The sequence below is a fragment of the Pseudomonas sp. LB3P31 genome (assembly GCF_054897945.1).
On sequence record NZ_CM142710.1, the window covers coordinates 3,813,057 to 3,838,870 of the forward strand.

At 60.4% G+C, this 25,814-nt stretch carries 20 protein-coding genes; 6 read left to right on the forward strand and 14 right to left on the reverse strand.

Features of this window, described 5'->3' with window-relative positions; genetic code table 11:
* The first annotated feature begins 6 nt into the window (after nucleotides 1–6).
* Complete coding sequence (locus ACYZTK_RS17275) at nucleotides 7–498, forward strand: M48 metallopeptidase family protein (protein ID WP_462014920.1); 492 nt, start codon at nucleotides 7–9, stop codon at nucleotides 496–498.
* Between the two features lie 107 nt (nucleotides 499–605).
* The gene (locus ACYZTK_RS17280) at nucleotides 606–896 is read left to right on the forward strand and encodes a winged helix-turn-helix domain-containing protein (protein WP_462010995.1); all 291 of its coding nucleotides are present in this window, start codon (nucleotides 606–608) and stop codon (nucleotides 894–896) included.
* Nucleotides 897–1,019: 123 nt separating this feature from the next.
* Here the strand turns inward: ACYZTK_RS17280 and ACYZTK_RS17285 are convergent, their stop codons facing one another.
* Nucleotides 1,020–1,472: a GNAT family N-acetyltransferase gene (locus ACYZTK_RS17285; protein WP_462010996.1), complete on the reverse strand. Its 453-nt coding sequence runs from the start codon at nucleotides 1,470–1,472 to the stop codon at nucleotides 1,020–1,022.
* Between the two features lie 168 nt (nucleotides 1,473–1,640).
* Between ACYZTK_RS17285 and ACYZTK_RS17290 the strand changes: the two genes are divergently transcribed.
* Nucleotides 1,641–2,378 (forward strand): substrate-binding periplasmic protein, encoded by a 738-nt coding sequence (locus ACYZTK_RS17290; RefSeq protein WP_462010997.1) that lies wholly within the window; start codon nucleotides 1,641–1,643, stop codon nucleotides 2,376–2,378.
* Nucleotides 2,379–2,530: 152 nt separating this feature from the next.
* Here the strand turns inward: ACYZTK_RS17290 and yccS are convergent, their stop codons facing one another.
* From yccS to betI, 9 genes are all read right to left on the reverse strand, one after another.
* Nucleotides 2,531–4,714, reverse strand: a complete 2,184-nt coding sequence (yccS, locus tag ACYZTK_RS17295) for a YccS family putative transporter (RefSeq protein WP_462010998.1) — start codon at nucleotides 4,712–4,714, stop codon at nucleotides 2,531–2,533.
* A gap of 240 nt (nucleotides 4,715–4,954) precedes the next feature.
* Complete coding sequence (locus tag ACYZTK_RS17300) at nucleotides 4,955–6,133, reverse strand: BaiN/RdsA family NAD(P)/FAD-dependent oxidoreductase (protein ID WP_462010999.1); 1,179 nt, start codon at nucleotides 6,131–6,133, stop codon at nucleotides 4,955–4,957.
* Nucleotides 6,134–6,304: 171 nt separating this feature from the next.
* Nucleotides 6,305–7,642, reverse strand: a complete 1,338-nt coding sequence (dbpA, locus tag ACYZTK_RS17305; RefSeq protein ID WP_266009688.1) for an ATP-dependent RNA helicase DbpA — start codon at nucleotides 7,640–7,642, stop codon at nucleotides 6,305–6,307.
* Between the two features lie 105 nt (nucleotides 7,643–7,747).
* Nucleotides 7,748–9,175 (reverse strand): multidrug transporter subunit MdtD, encoded by a 1,428-nt coding sequence (gene mdtD, locus ACYZTK_RS17310; protein ID WP_462011000.1) that lies wholly within the window; start codon nucleotides 9,173–9,175, stop codon nucleotides 7,748–7,750.
* Nucleotides 9,176–9,294: 119 nt separating this feature from the next.
* Nucleotides 9,295–10,632, reverse strand: coding sequence for a TldD/PmbA family protein (locus ACYZTK_RS17315; RefSeq protein ID WP_462011001.1), 1,338 nt, complete (start codon nucleotides 10,630–10,632; stop codon nucleotides 9,295–9,297).
* On the reverse strand, nucleotides 10,632–12,074 hold the full coding sequence (locus tag ACYZTK_RS17320; protein WP_462011002.1) for a TldD/PmbA family protein: 1,443 nt from the start codon (nucleotides 12,072–12,074) through the stop codon (nucleotides 10,632–10,634). The genes ACYZTK_RS17315 and ACYZTK_RS17320 overlap by 1 nt, the downstream gene beginning before the upstream one ends.
* Before the next feature lie 273 nt (nucleotides 12,075–12,347).
* Entirely contained in the window at nucleotides 12,348–14,051 is a 1,704-nt protein-coding gene (gene betA, locus ACYZTK_RS17325; RefSeq protein ID WP_462011003.1) for a choline dehydrogenase, read from the reverse strand.
* A gap of 179 nt (nucleotides 14,052–14,230) precedes the next feature.
* Nucleotides 14,231–15,703, reverse strand: coding sequence for a betaine-aldehyde dehydrogenase (gene betB / locus ACYZTK_RS17330; RefSeq protein WP_462011004.1), 1,473 nt, complete (start codon nucleotides 15,701–15,703; stop codon nucleotides 14,231–14,233).
* Nucleotides 15,704–15,819: 116 nt separating this feature from the next.
* Entirely contained in the window at nucleotides 15,820–16,413 is a 594-nt protein-coding gene (gene betI, locus ACYZTK_RS17335) for a transcriptional regulator BetI (protein ID WP_462011005.1), read from the reverse strand.
* Nucleotides 16,414–16,792: 379 nt separating this feature from the next.
* Between betI and ACYZTK_RS17340 the strand changes: the two genes are divergently transcribed.
* Entirely contained in the window at nucleotides 16,793–18,742 is a 1,950-nt protein-coding gene (locus ACYZTK_RS17340) for a BCCT family transporter (protein WP_462014921.1), read from the forward strand.
* A gap of 179 nt (nucleotides 18,743–18,921) precedes the next feature.
* Here the strand turns inward: ACYZTK_RS17340 and choV are convergent, their stop codons facing one another.
* From choV to ACYZTK_RS17355, 3 genes are all read right to left on the reverse strand, one after another.
* Entirely contained in the window at nucleotides 18,922–20,100 is a 1,179-nt protein-coding gene (gene choV / locus ACYZTK_RS17345; protein WP_462011006.1) for a choline ABC transporter ATP-binding protein, read from the reverse strand.
* Nucleotides 20,097–20,942 carry a choline ABC transporter permease subunit gene (gene choW / locus ACYZTK_RS17350; RefSeq protein ID WP_109635476.1) on the reverse strand — a complete coding sequence of 282 codons (846 nt, stop codon included), beginning with the start codon at nucleotides 20,940–20,942 and terminating at the stop codon, nucleotides 20,097–20,099. Before choW ends, choV begins: the two co-directional genes overlap by 4 nt.
* Before the next feature lie 76 nt (nucleotides 20,943–21,018).
* On the reverse strand, nucleotides 21,019–21,969 hold the full coding sequence (locus ACYZTK_RS17355) for a choline ABC transporter substrate-binding protein (RefSeq protein WP_462011007.1): 951 nt from the start codon (nucleotides 21,967–21,969) through the stop codon (nucleotides 21,019–21,021).
* A 435-nt stretch (nucleotides 21,970–22,404) separates the two neighbouring features.
* On the opposite strand from ACYZTK_RS17355, the gene ACYZTK_RS17360 reads away from it, so the two are divergent.
* Nucleotides 22,405–23,781, forward strand: coding sequence for an L-serine ammonia-lyase (locus ACYZTK_RS17360; RefSeq protein WP_462011008.1), 1,377 nt, complete (start codon nucleotides 22,405–22,407; stop codon nucleotides 23,779–23,781).
* A gap of 514 nt (nucleotides 23,782–24,295) precedes the next feature.
* The gene (gene gbdR, locus ACYZTK_RS17365) at nucleotides 24,296–25,399 is read left to right on the forward strand and encodes a choline metabolism transcriptional regulator GbdR (RefSeq protein WP_449645638.1); all 1,104 of its coding nucleotides are present in this window, start codon (nucleotides 24,296–24,298) and stop codon (nucleotides 25,397–25,399) included.
* Between the two features lie 85 nt (nucleotides 25,400–25,484).
* Here gbdR and ACYZTK_RS17370 read toward each other — a convergent pair whose 3' ends face one another.
* Nucleotides 25,485–25,748, reverse strand: coding sequence for a hypothetical protein (locus ACYZTK_RS17370; protein WP_462011009.1), 264 nt, complete (start codon nucleotides 25,746–25,748; stop codon nucleotides 25,485–25,487).
* Nucleotides 25,749–25,814 lie beyond the last annotated feature (66 nt).

A 25,814-nucleotide genomic window follows, 5' to 3' on the forward strand; every position in this document is an offset into this window, starting at 1 on the left:
TCGCCCATGACCGCGTTGAAATACCTCCAGGCCTATCCCGCCGCTTTGCAGGACCAGATTCGCCAGCTGATCGCCGAGGGGCGGCTGGGCGACTACCTGAGTAAGCGCTACCCGGAAAAACACGGAGTGCAGAGCGACAAGGCGCTGTACACCTATGCCCTGGACCTAAAGCAGGAATACCTGCGCAATGCTCCGGCGATCGACAAGGTGCTGTTCGACAACCGTCTGGACCTGACCCATCGCGCCCTCGGACTGCACACCACCATTTCCCGAGTGCAGGGCGGCAAGCTCAAGGCCAAGAAAGAGATCCGGGTAGCCGCGTTATTCAAGGAAGCGCCTTCAGAGTTCCTGAGGATGATCGTGGTTCACGAATTGGCGCATTTCAAGGAATCGGATCACAACAAGGCGTTCTACAAGTTGTGCGAACACATGTTGCCGGGGTATCACCAGGTGGAGTTTGATCTGCGGGTGTATCTGACGTGGCGGGATATGCAATGAAGATCAACGGATCGCAGCCTCCGGCAGCTCCTACCGTGGAACGCATTCCAACGTAGGAGCTGCCGGAGGCTGCGATCTTTTGATCTTCCAAATAACAAGGACCGAACGTGAGCAAGACCAAAACCAGCTTCTACCGCCGCCTGTACGTGGCCTACCTGATCGACAGCGGCCTGGCCAGCAGCGTCCCGGCGCTGACCGAAGCGACGGGCATGCCCCGGCGCACGGCGCAGGACACTATTGCGGCATTGGCCGATCTCGACATTGTCTGCGAATTCGAGCAGGAGGAGGGCGCGCGCAATCATGCCGGGGGTTATCGGATTCGGGATTGGGGGGCGATAGACCGGGGGTGGATTGAGGGTAATTTGCAGCAGATTAAAGCGGTGCTGGAATATCCCTGATCAGGTGGTGCTGGAAATGACGTCATCGCGAGCAGGCTCACTCCTACACTGATCGCGGTCGTTCACAAAATCCGTGTTCAGTGAAGATCCAATGTAGGAGTGAGCCTGCTCGCGATGGGTCCCTCAAGGTCGCCGCATACCTATATGTGGAATACCATCCTCCACATATTCCTCTCCCGCCACGATAAACCCATACGCCCCGTAATACCCCCGCAAATGCGCCTGCGCCGACAGATAGATCGGCATATCCGGCCAGCGCTTTTGCGCCTGTTTCAGCGCCTGCGCCATCAGCTCATGTCCCAGCCCGGTGCCGCGCACCTGGGGCGCAATGATGACCCGGCCGATCACCACATCACCGCCCTGCAGCTCCGGATCCAGCAGGCGCAGGTAGGCCACCAGGCGGTCCTCGTTCCAGGCCATCAGGTGGCAGGTGTCGCCTTCCAGGTCCTGGCCATCGATGTCCTGGTACACGCATTTCTGCTCGACGACGAAAACTTCCGCCCGCAGTTGCAGAATGGCGTATAGCTGCTCTTTGCCCAGATCGCTGTGGTGTTTGCAGACCCATTCAACTGTCATCTTCAGATTCCTTGATCAACATCGCTCTGATACTAAGCGCCTGGGCGGAAGATGTCTTGATGACAAGGAAATCTGTGACAAAGGCCAAAATGCCATCATTCAATTCGTGCGGCCCAGTCCGGTTTGTGTAATCTTCGATGACCGCCCGCCCGCCAAGGATTTTCCAGCATGCCGCGAGTGCATCGAGCCTTTGCCCTGATTGGACTGCTGCTGCTGTTTCAGGATGCGGCGGCGGAAAAATTGCGGCTGGTGGCTGATGCCTGGCCGCCTTTTACCGATGCCACGCTGATTAACGGCGGGCTGGCCACGGACATTGTCAGCACTGCGTTGGCCCGCGCCGGTTATGCCAGCGATTTCGAGCAAGTGCCGTGGGCGCGGGCCTTGCTGGGGGTCGGGGAAGGCCGCTACGACGTGCTGATCAATGCTTGGTACAACGATGAACGCACCCGGATCGGGCAGTTTTCCGGTGAGTATCTGCTGAACCGTGTGCGCTTTCTCAAGCGCAAGGATGCGCCCATCGAATACAACAATCTGCAGCAACTGCACACCTACCCGATCGCGGTGGTGCGCGGTTATGCCTATTCGAAGGTGTTCGATGACGATGCATCGCTGCAGAAAGTCCCGGTCCACAGCTTTGCGATGGCGGTGCGCATGCTCGCCGCCGACCGGGTAAAACTGACTCTGGAAGATGAGTTCGTGGCGCGCTATTACCTGTCGCGCGAGTCCGCCAAAGTGCGTAACGCCGTAGAGTTTTTGCCCAAGCCTTTGAGCGAGAACAGCCTGCACATCCTGGTCAGCCTGAAGAACCCGCGGCATGAACAGATCGTTGCCGGGTTTGATCGGGCGATTGCGGCGATGAAGGCGGATGGGAGTTATGAGCGGCTGTTCAGGCAGCATGGGATGTAGGGTTGGGAGCTGTTTTTATGGTGAAGCTTCCGGCCTCATCGCGGGCAAGCCCGGCTCCCACAGGGTTTCAGGTGGACACAAACTGTTCATACACCACGGACATTGTGGGAGCCGGGCTTGCCCGCGATGAGGCCAGCCCAGGCACCCACAATTCAAGCCTCGCTGCTGTCCTTGATCAAATGCGCCGCCAAGGTCCGCAACGGCCCGAGCTGGCGGCAGATCAATGCCAATTGAGTCTGCACCAGGCGCTGCCCCTCATCGATCTCGTCCGGCATCAGCTCAAGCTCATTGGCCAATGCCTCTTCCTCGTCACTCTGAATCGCGATCGGCGTCTTGCTGGCCAGGCCCTGGGCGATCTCGTCGATGCTGGCGGCCAGCTTGACGCCGGCACCCTCGATCAACTGTTCGCGCACGTCGGTCGGCAGCTGCGTTTCACGGTGCGCGCCCAGCCCTGACAGATAACTGAGCAAGGTGTGCGACAGCACCAGGAAACGGAAGCCAACATCGGCCTCCTTACGGAAATGCCCAGGCTCCATCAGCATATTGGCCAGCGTCGTCGACAGCGCCGCATCGGCGTTATGCGCATTGCGCCGGGCCAGGCGATACGCCAGGTCGTCGCTTTTGCCCGCGGCGTATTGCTGCATGATCTGGCGCAGATAAATGCTGTTGCAGGTCAGGGTATTGGCCAGGACCTTGTTCAGACGGCGGCCCTGCCAGTCGGGCAGGAACAGGAATACCGCGAGGCCGGCGATCAGGCTGCCGAGCAAGGTATCGAAAAGCCGCGGCAGGAACAGGCCGTAGCCATCACCCACCTGATTGAAGCAGAACAGCACCATCAGGGTGATCGCGGCGGTTGCCAGGGTGTAGCGGGTGGTGCGATTGATAAAGAACACCACCCCGGCGGCAATCGCGAAGCACGACTGCACCAACGGATTGGGGAAGAGGTCGAACAGCGCCCAGGCCACGGTCAGGCCAATCGCAGTGCCGATGATCCGCTGGCCGAGTTTGCGGCGAGTGGCGCCGTAGTTCGGCTGACAGACGAACAGCGTGGTGAGGATGATCCAGTAGCCCTGGGACGGGTGGATCAAATGCACCATGCCGTAGCCGATGCTCAACGCCAGGGGTAATCGCAGGGCGTGACGGAACAGCAGAGAGGTCGGTGTCAGCTGCGTGCGCAGGCGAATCCAGACGTCCTTGAGGCTGCGGGGCGAGCGGTCGAGCAGGCTGCTGTCGGTAGCGTCGGCCAGGGCGTCGGGGTTGCTGGCATCGCTGAGCAGGCGGTCGAGCGTGCCGAGGTTCGCAGCCAACGCTCGCAGCGAACGCAACAGGCCGCGCCAGGCCGGGTTGCTTTGCACTCGCAGGTGTTCGAGCGAGGCGTGCAGGTCGCTCAGTGCTTCGGCAAAGCTGGCGTCGTAGACGAACGGTTGGCGCATCTGGATCGATTCGGCCAAGGCGCGGCAGGCTTTGCCTTGCTGGCGCAGCAGGCGCTGACAGCGAAACAGCACGTCGCTGTGAAAGAACGCGTCGGCCAGGGCGTTGTAGGGGTAGTGTGAGGAGCTGGCGCGCTCGTGGATGTCCTGGGCGAGGAAATACAGCTTCAGGTAACGGCTGACTTTCGAGCCCGGGCGACCATTGCCGACCCGGTGCAGGATGATTTCCTTGGCGGCGTTCAGGGCTGCCACCACCCGGCCATTCTGCTGGGCCAGTTCCAGGCGACGGGCTTCCACGTCCATCTGCCGGATCGGCTCGAACAGCGACGATTTCAGCTTCAGGTAAAAACCCAGCTCGCGGAACAACCGCGCCAGGCTTTGTTGCACCGGCTGATTGGAAAACATCGCCTGCCACAGTACCGAGAGCAGGCCGTACCAGGCAGCGCCGGCTACCAGCAACAGCGGTTCATGCCAGAAATCGGTCACTGCGCCGCCACGCTGGTCCACGCCGATCATGGTGTAGACCGACAGAATCAGGGTCGCTGAGGCAATCGCCCCGTAGCGTTCGCCCAGGGCGCCGAGCATGGTCAGGCCGAAGCTGGCCAGTGCCAGGGCGAAGACGAAGACGATGGGGTAGGGGAATAGCAATTCGACCGAGAGTGCGGCGACGCTGAAGCACACCAGCGTCACCGCCAGGGCGTTGAGACGGCCTTGCCAGCTGTCATCGGTTTCGGCCAGGGCGCTGGCGATGATCCCGAGGAACAGCGGGATCAGCAGGCCCATCTGATCCTGATACCAGCACAGCGCCATGCTGCCGGTCAGGGCAATGAACACCCGCACGCTGTAGCTGAATTTATCCAGCGCCCAGAGGCGACGCAATGACTGACTAAATGAGCTTGATGACATGAAGTGCGGAGGCCTTCCGAGGCAATGACGCTAAATTGAGCCAGTAATGACGTCGACGCAATGGCGTCGATCACATCTGACAGCAAAATCTGTTCCTTGTCCGGCAGAGCGCGGTCCCCGTAGGAGCTGCCGAAGGCTGCGATCTTTTGATTTTGATCTTGATTTTGATCTTGATCTTGATCATTAAGATCAAAAGATCGCAGCCTCGTTTCTCTCGGCAGCTCCTACAGGGGGACTTGGTCAGGCGTATTGCGCGGCGGCGTAGCCGGAAGCCCAGGCCCACTGGAAGTTGAAGCCGCCCAGGTGGCCGGTAACATCAAGCACTTCGCCAATAAAATATAGGCCCGGGCTTTTCAGCGATTCCATGGTCTTCGACGAAACCTCGCGGGTGTCGACTCCGCCCAAGGTCACTTCGGCCGTGCGATAACCTTCAGTCCCGGCCGGAACCACTTTCCAGCTGGCCAGCTTTTCCGCGATGTCGGCAATTTCCGCATGGGTGTATTGCTTCATCGGCTTGGACACAAACCAGTTATCCGCCAACAGGTTGGCCATCTTCTTGGTGAAGATTTCCCCCAGCAAAGTCTTCAGCTCGCTGTTCGGACGTTCGGTTTGCTGCTGTTGCAGCCAGCCTGGCACGTCGTGATCGGGCATCAGGTTAATCTCAACCGTGTCGCCCGATTCCCAGAACGAAGATATCTGCAGGATCGCCGGACCGCTGAGGCCGCGGTGAGTGAACAGGATGTTTTCGCGGAAACTCTGCTCGTTGCAACTCACCAGGCAATCCACCGAAGTGCCGGACAGCTCGGTGCACAGTTCCTTGAGCTGATCGGTGATGGTGAACGGCACCAGGCCGGCGCGGGTCGGCAGCAACTCGTGACCGAATTGCCTGGCGACCTGATAACCGAAGCCGGTAGCGCCCAAGGTTGGAATCGACAGGCCGCCGGTGGCAATTACTAGGGACTGGCAGCTTACCTGGCCCATTGTGGTGTCCAGCAGATAGCCGCTTTCGAGCTTCTCGATGGTCTGGATCGAGGTGTCCAGGTGCAGGCTGACGCCGACCTGGTCGCACTCGTTGAGCAGCATCTCGAGAATGTCGCTGGATTTGTTATCGCAGAACAACTGGCCGAGTTTTTTCTCGTGATACGGCACGCCGTGCTTGGCGACCATGCCGATGAAGTCCCACTGGGTGTAGCGCGCCAGTGCGGATTTGCAGAAGTGTTCGTTCTGCGACAGGAAGTTGTTGGGTTCGGTGTACATGTTGGTGAAATTGCAACGTCCGCCGCCCGACATCAGGATTTTCTTGCCGGCCTTGTTGGCGTGGTCCAGCAACAGGACCTCGCGCCCGCGCCCGGCGGCGGTCAGCGCACACATCAAACCTGCGGCGCCTGCGCCAATGATCACGACTTCGGTAGAGCGCAAAACGGTGTCCTCTCTGTTTCACCACATAACCAATGTGGGAGCAAGACCTGTGGGAGCAAGGCTTGCCCGCGATTGCGGTGTGTCAGTCACTTCAATTTCGGATGTGGCACCGCCATCGCGGGCAAGCCTTGCTCCCACAGGCTCGCTCCCACAGGGGGAATTGCGTCGTTTTTACAGGATACGCACGCGCAGCGAGCGGCCTTTGATCTTGCCGTCGTTCAAGCGCTGCAACGCCTGTTTGGCGATGCCGCGTTCGACTGCCACATAGGCCTGGAAATCGAAAATCGCGATCTTGCCAACCTGGGCCCCCGGAATGCCCGCATCACCTGTCAGTGCGCCGAGGATGTCGCCCGGGCGAACCTTGTCCTTGCGACCAGCGCCAATCACCAGGGTGCTCATCACCGGCAGCAGTGGTGCGCCGCCCTGGGATTTGAGGTTGTCCAGCTGATCCCAGCTCAACGGCGACTTCTGCAGTTGCTCGATGGCCTGGGCACGGTGCGCTTCGGACGGCGCCACCAGGCTGATCGCGATACCTTTCTCGCCAGCACGACCTGTACGGCCAACTCGGTGAATGTGGATTTCCGAGTCACGGGCCAGCTCGACGTTGATCACCATGTCCAGTGCGTCGATGTCCAGGCCGCGCGCGGCGACGTCGGTGGCAACCAGTACCGAAGTGCTGCGGTTGGCGAACATCGCCAGTACCTGGTCGCGATCACGCTGTTCCAGGTCGCCGTGCAGGCCGACGGCGGAAATGCCTTTGGAGGTCAGGTGATCAACGGTTTCCTGCACTTGCTGCTTGGTGAAGCAGAACGCCACGCACGAAGCCGGGCGGTGATGCGCGAGGACCTTGACCACGGCGTCCATGCGTTCTTCAGGGGAGATCTCGTAGAACCGCTGCTCGATTTGCGTGTCGTCGTGGAAGGCTTCGGCCTTCACAATCTGCGGGTTGCGCATGAATTTCGACGCGAGCTGCTTGATGCCTACCGGGTAAGTGGCCGAGAACAGCAGGGTCTGGCGGCGCTCCGGGCACTGGGCGATGATTTCTTCGATGGAGTCGTAGAAACCCATGTCGAGCATGCGGTCGGCTTCGTCGAGGATCAGCGTGTTCAGGCCATGCAGGATCAGCGAACCTTTGCGCAGGTGCTGCTGGATACGGCCCGGGGTGCCGACGATGATGTGCGCGCCGTGCTCCAGGGAGCCGATCTGCGGGCCGAAAGCCACGCCGCCGCACAAGGTCAGGACCTTGATGTTGTCTTCGGCACGGGCCAGGCGACGGATTTCCTTGGCGACCTGGTCAGCCAGCTCGCGAGTCGGGCAGATGACCAGCGCCTGGCAACCGAAGAAGCGCGGATTGATCGGGTTCAACAGGCCGACACCGAAGGCGGCGGTCTTGCCGCTGCCGGTCTTGGCCTGGGCGATCAGGTCCATCCCCTTGAGGATCACCGGCAAGCTTTGCGCCTGGATCGGCGTCATCTGGGCATAACCGAGGGAGTCGAGGTTAGCCAGCATGGCGGCGGACAGCGGCAAAGTATTAAAAGCGGTGGCGATGGTGGTCACGGGACTGGCCTGCAAAACAAAATGTCGCGCAGTGTATCAGTCCCGTGGCCATTGGCCCTAAGGTTCGATGTGTTGTTCCGGACGTTTGACACGCCGTCCGTCATCCTTGGAGAGTTGCGAGAAGATCGTCGCGGCCAGCATCGCCATGATTCCAACGGTCACAAAGGTCAGCTGGAAGGCTCCCAGTACCGTATCCACACCATCGTTTCCGACTTCTGCCGTGAACCCGCCAAGCAGCGCACCAGCGCAGGCAACGCCAAGGCTCAGGGACAATTGCGCGACCACCGACAGCAAGCTGTTACCGCTGCTGGCGCTGGCGTCGTCGAGGTCGATCAGGGTCACGGTATTCATCGCGGTGAACTGCAGCGAGTTGATCGCTCCGAGGATCGCCAGCATCCCCAGCAGTAACCAATAGGGCGTCTGCTCACTGACCAGGCCCATGCTTGCCAGCATTATCCCCAGTGCCAGGGTGTTGCCCGTCAGTACGATGCGATAGCCCAAACGTTCGATCAGCGGCCGTGCCACCGATTTGGCGACCATGGCTGCAGCGGCCAGGGGCAACATGCTCATACCGGCCTGGGACGGCGAGTAACCCAGTGCCACTTGCAGCAGCAGCGGCACCAGAAAGGGCAATGCGCCGCTGCCGAGGCGGGCGAACAGGTTGCCGAGGATGCCCACGGCGAAGGTCCGGGTCTTGAACAGCGACGGCGCAAACAGCGGATTGTCGATATGCCCGGCCCGCAGCCAATACGCCGCGAGGCAGGCCATGCCGCCGAACAGCAGCAACATCACGCGCAAATGCGGCAGGTGCAATTCGCCCAGGCCTTCCATGGCGATGGTGATCAGCACCATGGCCGCACCAAACAGCAGGAAACCGAGGCTGTCGAAACGGGTGCGCTCGGTGCCGCGCAGGTCGGGAATGAATTTCCACACCGCGTAGCAGCCGATGACGCCGACTGGCAGGTTGAGCAGGAAGATCCAGTGCCAGGACAGGTACTCAACCATCCAGCCACCCGTTGTCGGCCCTAGCAATGGACCGAGCAAACCGGGAATGGTGATGAAGCCCATGATACGCACCAGCTCCGAGCGCGGATAGGCGCGCAGCACCACCAAGCGCCCGACCGGCAGCATCAGCGCACCGCCGAGACCCTGGATGACCCGGGCGCCGATCAGCATGCCCAGGCTGCTGGACAGCGCGCAGAGCAATGAGCCGAGGCTGAACAGCAGGATCGCGCCGAAGAAGATTTTCTTGGTGCCGAAGCGGTCGGCGATCCAGCCAGAGGCGGGGATCAGTAGGGCCACGGTTAGCATGTAGGCGATGATCACGCCTTGCATGCGCAACGGATCTTCCGCCAGGTCGCGGGCCATGGCGGGCAGGGCGGTGTTGAGAATAGTGCCGTCGAGGGACTGCATGAAAAAGGCGATGGCCACGACCCACGGCAACCAGCGGGCGGTGACGGGGTCGAGAGGTTGGCGGTTGGGCATGGGACCTCTTGTCAGTGTAAGGCGGGTGGTCCGTGGTGAATTCATCGCGGGCAAGCCTTGCTCCCACAGGTCCTGCGGCAACCTCAATCCTGTGGGAGCAAGGCTTGCCCGCGATGCTTTTACAGGGTCAAGGTCAGTTTGCTGATCAGCGCCCCCGGCAACAACGCCGAAGCCGTCGCGCGCTGACTGTAGGTGCTGGCCGACAGCAGGAGTTCCCGCTCTTCAGTCAACGCTTCCAGCTGCGAGCCGAGCAAACTGTAGGCCGTGTCATCAAAACGCATGGTGCTCACTGGCGCCTGGATCTCGCCGTTCTCGACCCAGAATGTGGCAAACCGGGTCATGCCGGTCATGCGCGCGTTGGGTTGATCCGAGTAGTTGAGGTACCACAGGTTGCTGATGTACAGGCCCGTACCCAGCTGCTCGAGAATGTCGGCATCCGGCAAGGTCCCTTGTGCCATGTTCACCGCACTGGGCGATTCACCGCCACCAGCGCCATTGGCCGTCAGGCCGTATTCGGCGGCGCTGCGCGAGCCGACCAATTGCTCACCGGCCTGGCCTTCAACGATCAGCTTCAGATCGCTGCGCGGATACCCTTCACCGGAAAACGCCGGGCTCAACGAGCCACTGACTTTTTCTTCCAGCGACACCAGCGGACTGAACGCCAAGTCACCGGCGTAGAGCTTCTGCAGCGGGCTGCTTTTACTGGCAATCGACTGCGCGGAAAAACCGCCCCAGCTCAACATACCGATGATTTCTTCCAGCGCCGCCGGAGCCAGGTAGGCGCGGTACTGCCCCGGCGCCAGGGTGCGCAGCGGACGACCAAGAAACTCCAGCTGCTCGCGGGCCTGCTGGAAGCGCTTGGCAAACCCTTCGCTGCTCCAGTCATGCCCGGCGTAGCTGGCTTTCACCGCCTGGCCGTTTTGGTGGAACAGGCTGAAGTCGAAGTTGAAGCTGTTCGCCTGATGCCAGCCAAACGCTCCCGAAGAACTGGCAAAACCGCGGCTGATCGGGCCAGCTGCGTAAAAGCCGACGAGGTCGAGGCCTCGCGCTGCCTGGGTGATTTCAGCCACGGCCTGGGCGGTATCCGGCAGCGGATGATCCTGGACGTTGTTGCTCTGCCAGCCATTGAAGTTGAGCAGCAGGTACGGATCTTCCGGCAGCAGCGGCAAGGTTTCGCGCAGCTGTTGCAGGCCTTCGGCCAGACGCTGGATATCCACCTGCGGGTCATCCGATAGAGTGATGTCGAGGTCGGCGTGGCGACCCTGGTTGATCAGTTTGAAACCGACACTCGCCTGCTGCACCTGGCCAGCCTGACGCACCTTGCCATGGTTGAAACGCACGAAGGCCGAGGACTCGGCGGCGTAGCTCAGGGTGAACTGTTCCGGCTCGCGAATGGCCTCGCGCAGCCAGGTCACCAATGCCTTGAACGTCTGGGCCTGATTTATGGACGTACTCATCAGGCGTCTCCTCCAAACACATCGACATGACTGAACACACAGGCGGGTGAAGCATGGCCAACGCGGATCACCTGGTTCGGTTCGCCCTTGCCGCAGTTAGGAGTGCCGAGCACCTTGAACGTGCTGGCGTCGCCCACGGCGCTGAGGTTTTTCCAGAATTGCGCGGAAATCGCCCGGTAGTTCGGGTTTTTCACCACGCCCTTGAGTTCGCCGTTCTCGATCAACTGGCCCCATTCGCAGCCGAACTGGAATTTGTTGCGCGCATCGTCGATCGACCAGGAGCGGTTGGTGCTCATCAGGATGCCGTGTTCGATGTTGCCGATCAGTTGCTCCAGCGGTTGATCGCCGGACTCGATATTGAGGTTGGCCATGCGATCTATTGGCGGGCGATTCCAGCCGCAGGCGCGGCTGTTGGCAACGCCTTCCATGCCGGAGCGGAATTGCGAAAGTGCACCGCCCAGTGGCTTCAGCAGCAAGCCCTCCTTGATCAAAAACTGTTTGCTCGCGGCGCTGCCATCGTCGTCATGCCCGTAGCTGGCGAGTTGTTCGGGAATGTCTGGGTCGAAGGTGACGTTGAGCAGCTTCGAACCGTATTGCAGGTGACCGAAGTCTTCGGCCTTGACGAAGCTGGTGCCGGCGTAATTGCGTTCATCACCGAGGATGCGGTCCAGTTCCAGCGGGTGACCGATAGACTCATGGATCTGCAGCATCATCTGGTCGGGCATCAACAGCAGGTCGCGCGGACCTTGCGGGGTGTTGGGTGCCAGCAGCAGTTGCAGGGCCTGATCGGCGACTTGCGGGCCGGCACCCACCAGGCCACAGCGGCTGATTACGTCGGCGCCACCCTGCTGGCCGAAGTTCTCGCGGCCCAGGCTGCGGGTCTGGCTGTCGTTTCCATCGTAGGCGGTGACGTCGAGGCCCGGGTAGACGAAACGTTGGGCCTGGCGCAACTCGGCACCGGCGCTGTTGAGGTAGATCTGCTCGACATGGGTGATGCCGATGCTCACCTGCCAGCTCACCAGCCGTTCATCCTTGGGTACGGCGGCGGACTCGGCGCCAAGCAGCTGGTAGCAGTCGCTTAGGGACGGGAAGGGCTGGTCGAGGTTGGGCGAAAAGTAATCGGCGCGATCGCTGGAGACTGCTTGTTCGCGCAGGTCGAGCAAGGCGTGGGGCTTAAGCTGCCGGGCTTGTTGCTCGGCTTTGTCGAGCGCGGCTTGCAGGCCTTGGGGCGACAGGTCGTTGGTCGCGGCATAGGCTTCGACTCCGTTGACGCGCGCGGTGAGCATCGCCCCTTCGTCACGACTCAGGCTTGGCGGTTCGGCAACGTTCTTGCGCACTGACAGGTATTGGCCGGACTCGCGCACATATCGCAGCGAAAAGAATTCAGCGCCCGTGCGCAAGGCGGCGAAGCGCTGCTTGAGCTGGGGGTGGAAATCGAACATTCGGGGACCTCCCTGGTATGGAGTGGCGGTGCAGCGGTGTGGCGGAGGGGGTGAAACGTTTGCGTGGCGCTAGATTAGGCCTGTGCGGGGGGTGGGATCAAGGGTGCGACGGGATTGGTAGGTGTATCAGGAGCAGATGTGTCGTTGGGACGGGCCCCTTCGCGAGCAAGCCCGCTCCCACAGTGGATTTAGGGTGTTCACATAATTTGTGTTCACTGAAGATCCATTGTGGGAGCGGGCTTGCTCGCGAAGGCAGCGCCTCGGTGTTGTGTCTTACTGAGCAGTAAGGGTCACATCCCGCATCGGCTTGCCACGCACCGGTGCATCACCGGCCACGTAGTAATCAGCCGTGCTGCGCGGAAGCGGCTGGCGACCGCGGATCTTGTCGGCGATTTTCTCGGCGATCATGATCGTTGGTGCGTTGAGGTTGCCGGTGGTGATGATCGGCATGATCGAAGCATCGACCACTCGCAGGCTCTGCAGGCCATGCACGCGACCTTCGCCATCGACCACCGCCATCTCGTCGGTGCCCATCTTGCACGAGCAGGAAGGGTGGAACGCGGTTTCGGCGTGTTCGCGGATGAACTGGTCCAGCTGCTCATCGGTTTGCACTTCGATGCCCGGGCTGATTTCGCGGCCACGGTACTGATCCAGCGCCGGCTGCTGCATGATTTCGCGGGTCAGGCGGATGCCGTCGCGAAATTCCTGCCAGTCCTGCTCGGTGGCCATGTAGTTGAACAGGATGCTCGGGTACTCGCGCGGATCCTTGGACTTGGCCTGGATGCGACCACGGCTTGGCGAGCGCATGGAACCCATGTGTGCCTGGAAACCGTGCTCTTTCACGCCGTTGCTGCCGTTGTAGTTAATCGCGACCGGCAGGAAGTGGTACTGGATGTTCGGCCAATCGAAGTCTTCACGGGTACGGATGAAACCGCCGGCTTCGAACTGGTTGCTGGCGCCGATGCCGGTGCCGTTGAACAGCCATTCGGCACCGATGGCTGGCTGGTTGTACCAGAGCAGCGACGGGTACAGCGAGACCGGTTGGGTGCAAGAGTATTGCAAGTACAGCTCGAGGTGATCCTGCAGGTTTTCGCCGACGCCTGGCAGGTCGTGGACCACCGGGATTTCGAGCTTGTTCAGCAGCTCGGCCGGGCCGACGCCGGAGCGTTGCAGAATCTGCGGCGAAGCGATCGCGCCGGAGCACAGCAGCACTTCCTTGCGGGCACGGGCTTCAACACGTTCTTCGGCAGCACCGATCAGGTAACGCACGCCAACAGCACGCTTGCCTTCGAACAGGATCTTGTCGGTCAGGGCGTGGGTGACGATGGTCAGGGTCGAGCGCTTCTTGGCCGTGTCCAGATAACCGCGAGCGGTGCTGGCGCGACGGCCGTTCGGCGTCACGGTGCGGTCCATCGGGCCGAAACCTTCCTGCTGGTAGCCGTTGAGGTCTTCGGTACGTGGGTAACCGGCCTGCACGCCTGCTTCAACCATCGCGTGGAACAGCGGGTTGTTGCCGGCTTTGGGTGTGGTCACGCTGACCGGACCTTCGCCACCGTGGTAGTCGTTCGCGCCGATGTCACGGGTTTCCGCCTTGCGGAAGTACGGCAGGCAGTTCAGGTAATCCCAGTCTTCCAGGCCTGGCAGCTTGGCCCAGTTGTCGTAGTCCATCGCGTTGCCGCGGATGTAGCACATGCCGTTGATCAGCGAAGAGCCACCCAGGCCCTTGCCGCGACCGCATTCCATACGGCGACCGTCCATGTATGGCTCAGGATCGGTTTCGTAGGCCCAGTTGTAGCGACGGCCTTGCAGCGGAAACGCCAGGGCTGCCGGCATCTGCGTGCGGAAGTCCAGGCGATAGTCCGGGCCGCCAGCTTCGAGCAGCAGGACGGTGACGCCTTCGTCTTCAGTCAGACGGGTCGCCAGGGTGTTACCGGCAGAGCCGGCACCGATGATGATGTAATCGAATTCTTGGGACATAAATGCACCCTCTTTGAAGTTGGTTCAGGTCAGGCCTCGGCGAGTGCTTCGCACTCGATCGCGGGCAAGCCTTGCTCCCACAGATGTGGTGTCGTCCACAAACCTGAGGCACTCCTCAATTCTGTGGGAGCAAGGCTTGCCCGCGATGACGGCATCACGGGCGACGCCTATCGGGAGCTTTAGAAAACCGAGGCGTAATCGCCCAGCTCAACCTGTACCGATTTGATGCGAGTGAAGTTGTTCAGCGAGCTGATGCCGTTCTCACGGCCAACACCGGACTGCTTGTAGCCGCCAACCGGCATCTTCGCGTCGGACTCGCCCCAGGCGTTGATCCAGCAGATACCGGCTTCCAGTTGATGAATCACGCGGTGAGCGCGGTTCAGGTCCTTGGTGATGATGCCGGCAGCCAGGCCGAAGTCGGTGTCGTTGGCACGACGGATCACTTCTTCTTCGGTGTCGTAGGTCAGGATCGCCATCACCGGGCCGAAGATTTCTTCGCGAACGATGGTCATCCCGTCGGTGCAGTCCGTGAACACGGTCGGTGCCACGAATGCGCCTTTGGCGAAATCACCCTCGGTCAGACGGCTGCCGCCGCACAGCACGCGAGCGCCTTCTTCCTTACCCTTGGCGATGTAGCCCAGCACGCTTTCCATGTGGGCGAAGCTCACCAGTGGACCGAAGTTGGTGTTCTCGTCCTCCGGGTTGCCGATGCGGATGCGCGCTACGCGTTCAGCGATCTTGGCTTCAAAAGCCGCTTTCAGGTGAGTCGGGACAAACACGCGAGTGCCGTTGGTGCAGACCTGGCCGGAGCTGTAGAAGTTGGCCATCATCGCGGTGTCGGCGGCGCGATCGAGGTCGGCGTCGTCGAAAATGATCAGCGGGGATTTGCCGCCCAGTTCCATGGTCACGTCTTTGAGCGAAGACGCGGAAGCGCTGGCCATCACTTTCTTGCCGGTGTCGGTGCCGCCGGTGAAGGAGATTTTTTCGATGCGCGGGTGCTCGGTCAGCCAGGTGCCGACTTCACGGCCGCTGCCGGTCAGGACGTTGAACACACCAGCCGGCAGGCCCGCTTCGGTGTAGATCTCGGCCAGTTTCAGCGTGGTCAGGGAAGTGACTTCGCTTGGCTTGAAGATCATCGCGTTGCCGGCTGCCAGGGCCGGGGCGGATTTCCACAGGGCGATCTGGATCGGATAGTTCCACGCGCCGATACCGGCCACGACGCCCAGCGGCTCGCGACGGGTGTAGACAAAAGAGGTATCGCGCAGCGGGATCTGCTCGCCTTCGATGGCCGGAACCAGTCCAGCGTAGTACTCCAGCACGTCAGCGCCGGTGACGATGTCGACATACTTGGTTTCGGAGAACGACTTGCCGGTGTCCAGGGTTTCCAGGGCGGCCAGTTCATCGTTGCGCTCGCGCAGGATGTCGACGGCGCGACGCAGGATGCGCGAACGCTCCATGGCGGTCATCGCGGCCCAGATTTTCTGGCCCTTTTCGGCGCTGACTACCGCGCGTTCCACGTCTTCCTTGGTCGCACGCTGGACGTTTGCGAGGACTTCACCGTTAGCCGGGTTGATGGCTTCGAAAGTAGCGTCGCTGCTGGCGTCGCTGTAGCCGCCATCAATGTAGAGTTTTTGCAGTTCGAAACGGGCCATAAAGTCCTCGCAAGAGCATAAGTGGGTTGGCGGTAAGCACTGAGGTGAAGCCAGTCCCATAAGGTTGTGGCAACGCTGTTCAGTAGCAGTTCAGGGGTTGAGCGGTTATGTGTGCTCTAACTCACCTGCTTGGCCAATTGGATATCCATGTATTCGTAAGCGATCTGTTGCGCCTGCTCGGTGTCGAACGCGTCTCCCGACAGCGCGCCGCGCAACCACAAACCGTCAATCAGGGCTGCCAGGCCTCGGGCTGCACTGCGCGCGTCATCGAGCGGCAATACACGGCGGAACTGGCAGCACAGGTTGGAATACAGGCGGTGATCGTTGATCCGCTGCAACCTGTGCAAAGACGGCTGGTGCATGCTGGTGGCCCAGAAGGCCAACCAGGTTTTCATTGCCGGGCCATTGACCTGGCTGGCGTCGAAGTTGCCTTCGATGATCACCTGCAGATGCGCCCGTGGGCTGTCATCTGTCAGCGCCAATCGGCGCGCGGTGACGTTCTCGCTGAGGACGCTCATCAGATACCGCATCGTGGCGGCGATCAGGCCATTCTTGTCCTGAAAATAGTGACTGATGATGCCATTCGAGACACCGGCCAAACGGGCGATCAGCGCAATGCTGGCGTCCCCCATCCCGACCTGATCGACGGCCAGCAAAGTGGCTTCGATCAATTGCTGACGGCGGATGGGTTGCATACCGACCTTGGGCATCTTGCACATCTCCTTAGGCCTTCCGGCAGACGGCGAACGTCTATCGGATTGAGGGCCAGTCTATTTTGTTTTGATTGAACGTTCAATCAACAAAGAATAAGCTCTGCGACAAATCGTCGCTGTTTTCAGATTTTTCCTACATGCAGATGGCGACAATCCGACATCCAAATCCGCTCGAAACCTGCGCGCCCCGGTGCTTGCGGGCTTTCCGGCATTTTCGGGGTGTCTTTATATCACCCGCTGGTCGGCTGCCAACTAACCGATTGGTCGGGTACCGCTTTGCCTTGTGTTCTTCTCTCGCACTGCCCGGAGCATCTGTGCCATGAGTTCTGCCTCTCTTATAAAGACCCCGCCCGAGAAGGTGACGGTCAACGGTTGGGTGTTCTACACCTCTACCGCGCTGATCCTGTTGTTGACCGCCATTCTGATCATCGCCCCGCAAGAGGCCGGCAGACTGCTCGGCATCGCCCAGGCCTGGTTGTCCCGCAGCTTCGGCTGGTACTACATGGTGGTGATTGCCGCCTACCTGATATTCGTCATCGGCCTGGCGTTCTCGTCCTATGGCAAACTCAAGCTGGGCAGCAAGGACGATACCCCGGACTTCAGCTATGGCGCCTGGGCGGGAATGCTGTTCTCGTCGGGTATCGGCATCTCGCTGTTGTACTTCGGTGCATCCGAGCCGCTGGATCACTACTTCAACCCGCCCGAAGGCGTGGCCGGCAGCAACATGGCAGCACGTCAGGCCGTACAGCTGACGTTCCTGCACTGGGGCCTGCATGGCTGGGCGATTTATGCGCTGGTCGGTCTGGCCGTGGCTTATTTCGCCTATCGGCATAATCAGCCGCTGGCGTTGCGCTCGGCGTTGTATCCACTGGTGGGTGAGCGCTGGGTCAAGGGCGCGGCCGGTCATGCGGTGGACGGCTTCGGCATGTTCGTGACCCTGCTGGGCCTGGTCACCAACCTGGGGATCGGTTCGCTGCAAGTATCCTCGGGGCTGGAAAATCTGTTCGGCATGGAACACAGCAACACCAACCTGCTGATCGTGATCATCGTGATGAGCACCGTGGCGACCATCGCTGCCGTGTCGGGTGTGGAAAACGGCATCCGCCGCCTGTCCAACCTGAACATCGTCCTGTTCAGCGGCCTGTTGATTTTTGTCCTGCTGTTCGGCCCGACTCTGCACCTGCTCAATGGCTTCGTGCAGAACCTCGGTGACTACCTCAACGGTATCGTGTTGAAAACCTTCGACCTCTATGTGTACGAAGGCAGCGCCGAGAAAACCGAACGCTGGATGGGCCTGTGGACCCTGTTCTACTGGGCCTGGTGGATTTCCTGGGCGCCATTCGTGGGCATGTTCATCGCGCGTATTTCCCGTGGGCGCACGGTGCGCGAACTGGTCGCCGGCGTGCTGCTGATTCCCCTGGGCTTCACCCTGGCGTGGCTGTCGATTTTCGGTAACTCGGCCCTGGACCTGGTGATGAACCATGGGGCGGTGGAGCTCGGGAAGACGGCGCTGGAACAGCCGTCGATGGCGATTTACCAATTGCTTGAGCATTACCCGGCGTCGAAGATTGTGATCGGCGTGTCGATCTTCGTCGGTTTCGTGCTGTTCCTGACCCCGGCGGATTCCGGCGCGGTGATGATGGCCAACCTGTCGTGCAAGGGCGGCAATGTCGACGAGGATGCGCCGCACTGGCTGCGGATTTTCTGGTCGGCGGTGATCACCCTGGTGACCATCGGCCTGCTGTTTGCCGGTAACTTCGAAGCCATGCAAACCATGGTGGTGCTGGCGGGCCTGCCGTTCTCGGTGGTGCTGGTGTTCTTCATGTTCGGCTTGCACAAGGCCATGCGCCAGGACGTGCAGATCGAACAGGAGCAGGCGGAACTTGCAGCACGTGGGCGTCGTGGTTTCAGCGAGCGCCTGACGCAGCTGGATCTGCAGCCGAACCAGTCGATCGTCCAGCGTTTCATGGACAAGCAGGTGACCCCGGCGCTGGAAGAAGCGGCGGTTCTGTTGCGTGGTCAGGGTCTGGAGGTGCAGACCTTGCTGGGCAAGGCCAAGCGCTGCATGGGCCTGCGGATCGAGATGGAAGAAGGTAATCCGTTTGTCTACGAAGTGAGCCTCGATGGTTATCTGGCGGGGGCGAGTGACACGGCCGCGGCTGACAGTGCCGAGGAACCGCGAGCACGTTACTACCGCGCCGAGGTGTACCTGCACAACGGCAGCCAGGATTACGACTTGATGGGTTTCACCCAGGATCAGATCACCCGTGACGTGCTCGATCAGTTTGAAAGCCATCGGCAGCTCCTTGGCCGGGTTTATAGCTGAGTTGTGAAGTGCTGCGGTGTCTCAGTGACACCGCGTTGCCCTTCAAAAGATCGCAGCCTTCGGCAGCTCCTACATTGGATTGCGTTCCCCTGTAGGAGCTGCCGTAGGCTGCGATCTTTTGATCTTCTCTGTAAACAAAAACGCCGCGATCCTTTCGCGGCGTTTTTGTGTCTGTTGCCTTACCCCAGGTTCTTGCCGAGCAGCGCGTGATATAGCTCGCTGTCGCCAAGAATCCCCACCACCCGATTGTTGTCGTGCAGCACCAGCTTGTTGCCCGTCTGATAGCGGATCTGCAGCGCGTCACGCATGCCGATATTGGAGTCCACCAGCGTTGGCCGACGTCCCAGGCCATCCACCGCTTGACCGGGCACCCAGTTCTGCAGGTCCATGCTCGCCCCGTTCTGGCGGGCACCCTTAATGGTGTTGCCCTCGGCAAGGTCCAGCCACGAATCGCCACCCGGGTCGAGGCATACCGAGCCGTTGATGCGTTTGCAGTTGTCCAGCGTGCGCATCAGGCTGCGGCCGCACAGCACGTTCAACGGGTTGGTGTGGGCGACGAAGGTGCGCACGTAATCGTCTGCCGGGTTCAACACGATCTCTTCCGGCTTGCTGTACTGGACGATGCGACCGTCTTTCATGATCGCGATGCGGCTGCCGAGCTTCAGCGCTTCATCGAGGTCGTGGCTGACGAAGACGATGGTTTTGTTCAGCTTGCTTTGCAGTTCCAGCAATTCATCCTGCAGGCCCTGGCGGATCAGCGGGTCGAGTGCCGAGAAGGGTTCGTCCATCAGCAGGATGTCGGCATCCATCGCCAGCGCGCGGGCCAGGCCGACACGCTGCTGCATGCCGCCGGACAGCTCATCGGGCTTCTTGTTGCGCCATTGGGTCAGGCCCACCAGTTCGAGTTTTTCATCGACCAGTTTCTTGCGTTCCTTCTCCGGGCGGCCCTGCATTTCCAGGCCGAAGCTGATGTTCTCGCGCACCGTCAGCCAGGGCATCAGGGCAAACTTCTGGAACACCATGGCGATGCGCTTGGTGCGCATCATTTTCAGTTCTGCCGGGGTGCAGGAAGCGATATCGATCTGCTTGCCTTCATGCTCGACGAACAACTTGCCGCGGCTGACGGTGTTGAGGCCGTTGATGCAACGCAGCAGGCTGGATTTGCCGGAACCGGACAAGCCCATCAGCACGCAGATTTCACCTTTTTCCACGTCCAGGCTGGCTTTTTCCACACCGACAATCTGCCCGGTTTTTTTCAGGATCTGGTCGCGAGTCATGCCCTGGTCGAGCAGTTTCAACGCCTCGCGCGGGTCCTTGGAAAAGATTACGTCGACGTCTTCGAAGCGAATAATGCTCATGCGTCACCCCCTACCTTGGCGTCGGGTTGTTTGCAGATACGGTCGAGCATGATCGCCAGCAATACGATCGCCAGGCCCGCTTCGAAGCCCAGGGCGATATCAGCAGTGTTCAGTGCGTTGACCACGGGTTTGCCCAGGCCGTCGGCGCCGACCAGTGCGGCGATCACCACCATCGACAGCGACAGCATGATGCACTGGGTGATGCCGGCCGCGATGCTGGGCATGGCGTAGGGCAACTCGATGCGTGCGAGCAGTTGACGGCGCGAGCAGCCGAAGGCTTTGCCGGCGTCCATCAATTCTGCGGGAACATCACGGATACCCAGGTAGGTCAGGCGGATCGGCGCGGCAATCGCGAACACCACCGTGGAGATCAGGCCCGGGACCACACCCAGCCCGAAGAGGGTCAGGGTAGGAATGAGGTAAACGAAGGTCGGTACGGTCTGCATCAGATCGAGCACCGGACGCATCAGGGTATAGAACATCGGCTTGTGCGCGGCGACGATGCCCAACGGCACGCCGATGACCACGCAGACCAGGGTGGCGAACAGCACCTGGGCCAGGGTTTCCATGGTTTCCTGCCAGTACCCCAGGTTGAGGATCAGCAGGAAGGAGGCGATGACGAACACCGTCAGGCCCCACTTTCGTTGAATGAAATGCGCGAGTAGGGCGATAAGGCCGATCAATGCCAGCGGGTTGAACCAGGTCAGCGCAAAAGTCACGCCGTGGATCATCGTTTCCAGTGACACGGCGATTGCGTCGAAGGTGTTGGCGCCATGTTGCGTCAACCATTCGACGAAGCCCGCGATGTACTGGCCTAAAGGGATTTTCTGATCAATCAGCATGGTATTGAACGTCCGCATGCAAGGAAATAACAGCCCGGGCAGGCAAGCCTGCCCGGCATAAGCGATGCTCCTGAACTCAAGGCTGTGCGAGTTTGGCTTTCACGGCCTCCAGGCCTGGTTTACCGTCAATGGTGGTCACGCCAGCGAGCCAGGTATCGAGCACCTGTGGATTATTCTTCAGCCAGGCTCGGGCGGCCGCGTCAGGCTTCTGCTTGTCGTCCAGGACGTTGCCCATCAACGTGCTTTCCATGTCGAGGGTGAACACCAGGTTCTTCAGCAGCTGCCCGACGTTGCTGCATTCCTGGGCGTAGCCCTTGCGGGTGTTGGTGAAGATGGTCGCCTGGCCGAAGTTCGGGCCGAAGAAGTCGTCGCCTCCGGTCAGGTACTTCATCTTGAAGCGAGTGTTCATCGGGTGTGGTTCCCAGCCCAGGAACACCACGGCGGTGTTGCGGCGCTGGGCGCGATCGACTTGCGAGAGCATGCCTGCCTCGCTGGACTCGACCACCTTGAAGCCGGCGTCTTTAAGGCCGAAGGCGTTCTTGTCGATCATGCTCTGGATCAGACGGTTGCCGTCGTTACCCGGTTCGATGCCGTAGATCTTGCCGTCGAGTTCCTTCTTGAACTTGGCGATGTCGGCAAAATCCTTCAGACCCTTGTTATACAACTCTTCGGGGACGGCGAGGGTGTATTTCGCGTTTTCCAGATTAGCGCGCAAGGTTTCCACAGTGCCGGCATCGCGGTAGGCCTTGATGTCGTTCTCCATGGTCGGCATCCAGTTACCCAGGAACACGTCCATGTTCTTGCCGTCGGCCAGAGACTTGTAGGTCACCGGGACCGAGATCATCGTGGTTTTGGTCTTGTAGCCCAGTGCGTCGAGCACGACGCTGGTGGTCGCGGTGGTGACGGTGATGTCGGTCCAGCCGACATCAGAGAAGTTTACGGTGCTGCATTGGGCCGGTTCTGCAGCTTGTGCCAGAACCGGCAGACTAAGCATGGCGGCCAACAACAACGACGGGGAACCTTTCATTGACTGACTCCTTGGTGTTTTTTTTGGCAGTGTTCCGACTGGACCACCGCACTTATAGGTTGCGGTTGGATGGCGTTTTGAGAGAGCTCTACCACGGCGCCTTGCAATCGAGTCGATACGATCATGTACCAGTGAAAATCTGACGCCTACAGGGGGCGTCGTAACCAGTACAGGGATGGTCGCATCCAGTGTCGGTGACGTCGTTTACAGCTTTTTTCAGCCCTGTTTGTCCCGCTGCGCCGCAAAAAAACGGCGAAACCGTAGCGTTGGCGACTCGCGGCGTTGCTGGACAAGAGTGCGTCGGTTCGAGACGTCGAACGACCGGGTAAAAGCTTGATGATGCAGCCATATCGGCGGATTGCAGCTTCAGCGTAGCAGCTTCGTCACTGGGCGCTTTTGCGCCTGGAGTTGGGCATATCCAGGAGTTCGGCAGTAATGGCTATCAGCGTTTTCGACCTGTTCAAAATCGGCATTGGCCCTTCCAGTTCGCATACCGTAGGGCCCATGCGTGCCGCCGCGCTGTTCGTCCAGAACCTGCGTGAGCGAGGGCTGCTGGAGCAGGTGCGGCGCGTGGAAGTGCAGCTGTATGGTTCGCTGTCCGCCACCGGCATCGGTCACGGCAGCGACAATGCGGTGATCATGGGTTTGATGGGTGAGTGGCCGGACGCGATCGATCCGTCGCAAATCGGCATTCGCATCGCCACCCTGCGCGAAACCGAACAGTTGTTGCTCGATGGTCATTTGCCGGTGCCGTTCATCTGGGCCCGGGACATGCGCTTGATCGACGAAAACCTGCCATTTCATCCCAACGCCATGACCCTGATCGTCGAGGGTGATGCCGGCGAGCTGCATCGCGATACCTACTATTCGGTCGGAGGTGGCTTTGTCGTGGATGAAGCGCAGGCCAGCAGCGGCGTGGTGGACATGGACCGCACTGTGCTGCCGTATGATTTTTCCAGTGCGGTCGAGTTGCTGAGCCTGTGCCAGAAACACAATCTGCGAGTGGCCGAACTGATGATGGCCAACGAGAAGGTTTGGCGCAGCGAAGACGAAATCCGGTCCGGCCTGATGACACTCTGGCGAGCCATGCAGGATTGTGTAGAGCAGGGCCTCAAGCACGAAGGCATCCTGCCCGGCGGCCTGAACGTGCGGCGGCGGGCGGCCAGGTTGCACCGCAGCCTGCAGGAACTGGGCAAACCGAATGTGATCGGCTCGACCCTGAGTGCCATGGAATGGGTCAACCTGTTCGCCCTGGCGGTCAACGAGGAAAACGCTGCGGGCGGGCGCATGGTCACGGCGCCGACCAATGGCGCGGCGGGGATCATCCCGGCGGTGCTGCATTACTTCATGAAGTTCAGCGAAGTGGTGACTGAAGCCAATGTGGTCGATTACTTCCTCAGCGCGGCGGCGGTTGGGATTTTGTGCAAGAAGAACGCTTCGATTTCCGGTGCGGAAGTCGGTTGCCAGGGTGAGGTCGGATCGGCTTGCGCCATGGCGGCAGCGGGGTTGGCGGAGATTCTTGGCGCCACACCGGAACAACTGTGCAACGCGGCGGAGATTGGCCTGGAACACAACCTTGGCCTGACTTGCGACCCGGTGGGTGGGCTGGTGCAGGTGCCGTGCATTGAACGTAATGCGATTGCGGCAGTGAAGGCGATCAATGCGGCGCAGATGGCGTTGCGCGGGGATGGGCAGCACTTTATCTCGCTGGACCGGGTGATCCGCACCATGCGTGATACCGGGGCGGATATGCATGACAAATATAAAGAGACTTCGCGGGGTGGGTTGGCGGTTAGTGCGGTGGAGTGTTGATACCGAGTCGACCCTATCGCGAGCAGGCTCACTCCTACAGGGACCGCGCTCACCTGTAGGAGTGAGCCTGCTCGCGATGACGTCAGACCAGTCAAAACTGCGCGCTAAGTGAACACTCTATTCTGCGCGCGCCACCTTATGGCGCGTCGCTTACAGATAAGTCCATCAAATAACCGAGGTACCGATCGACCACTCGTCACCCGTGCCTGTGGTGACACTCTTTTCCAACCACCCGCGGCGCCGTTCCCACAAGTGCTACCGATTTGCTCACCCCCCAGCGCAGCAGTGCCCAGCCCCGCCTGATGGCACTTTAAATCCCTACTCTCCGCGCGTCCTTTTGTAGAAGCATCCGGACATATTCCGACGTCGTTTTCAGGAGTTATTGAACGCGCATTCAAATTTAGGCATGGCAATTGCTCTGTCATTACAAAGCCCGTCTCCCACGCGAGATTGATGGCAATAACAAGAGCCTCCGCCTGAGGCCATCACCCGCTTTGTGTGAGGAGATACCGCGATGACGACGTTCAACTCCGGGGCCCAACCCCAGAACCGTGCGCCTCAATCCATCGGCTTTTTGCTGCTGGACAATTTCACGCTGATTTCCCTGGCGTCCGCAGTTGAACCGCTGCGCATGGCCAACCAGTTGTCCGGCCGTGAGCTGTATCGCTGGAGCACACTCACTGTTGATGGCGGTCAGGTCTGGGCCAGTGACGGCCTGCAGATCACTCCCGATTGCTCCATGCACAAGGCGCCCGCGCTGGACACCATCATTGTCTGCGGCGGCATCGGCATTCAGCGCACCGTTACCCGCGAGCACGTGTCATGGCTGCAGAGCCAGGCGCGTCAGTCGCGTCGTCTCGGCGCGGTCTGCACCGGCAGCTGGGCCCTGGCTTGCGCCGGTCTGCTGGACGGTTTTGATTGCAGCGTGCACTGGGAATGCCTGGCCTCGATGCAGGAAGCTTTCCCGCGCGTAGCCATGAGCACCCGCTTGTTCACCCTCGACCGTAACCGGTTCACCAGCTCCGGCGGCACTGCGCCGCTGGACATGATGCTGCACCTGATCAGCCGTGATCATGGGCGTGAACTGTCCGCGGCGATTTCGGAGATGTTCGTCTACGAGCGCATCCGCAACGAGCAGGATCACCAGCGCGTGCCGCTCAAACATATGCTTGGCACCAACCAGCCGAAGTTGCAGGAAATCGTCGCGTTGATGGAGGCCAATCTGGAAGAGCCGATCGACCTGGACGAGCTGGCGGTGTATGTCGCTGTTTCCCGGCGTCAGCTGGAGCGGTTGTTCCAGAAATACCTGCATTGCTCGCCGTCGCGTTACTACCTGAAACTGCGCCTGATCCGCGCCCGGCAGTTGCTCAAGCAGACGCCGATGTCGATCATCGAAGTGGCTTCGGTGTGCGGCTTTGTTTCCACTCCGCACTTTTCCAAGTGCTATCGCGAGTACTTCGGCATCCCACCGCGTGATGAACGCGTTGGTTCCAACACTACGCAGCAGGTGGCGATGATGCCGCTGCCGCAGGCGCTGGTGTTGTCACCATTGTCGGGGCCGTTGTCGGCGTTGAGTCAGGCGCGTAATGAGTCGACTTTTGCCAGTGTAAGGCTCTAAACCGAGTCGCCTTCATCGCGGGCAAGCCTTGCTCCCACAAGGATTATAAACTGTGGGAGCAAGACTTGCCCGCGATGGCGTCCTGTCAGGCACTACGGGTCTGCTGATACGCCGCTAACGCTGGCAGTAACTGCCTGTCGATCGCCTGACGCACAGCCGGCAGAATAGTCGCGCTGCTGGTGTACATCTGCTTGACCATAGTCCGCAGCGTCATCGCCCGTTCATCGTTCAAGCCCCGCACTGCACACTCGCAAGCCTGCTCGGCGGTAGCGCCGCTCGGCACTTGAAAGCCCAATGACTTCAACTGGCCCAACAGGTCTTCCTGGTCAATCAAATCAGCGTACATCATGACGCAATCCTTCTTCAGGGAACGGTGTCGTGGCTCGATTCTGGTAGGGGCGTGGAGTGGCGGCAA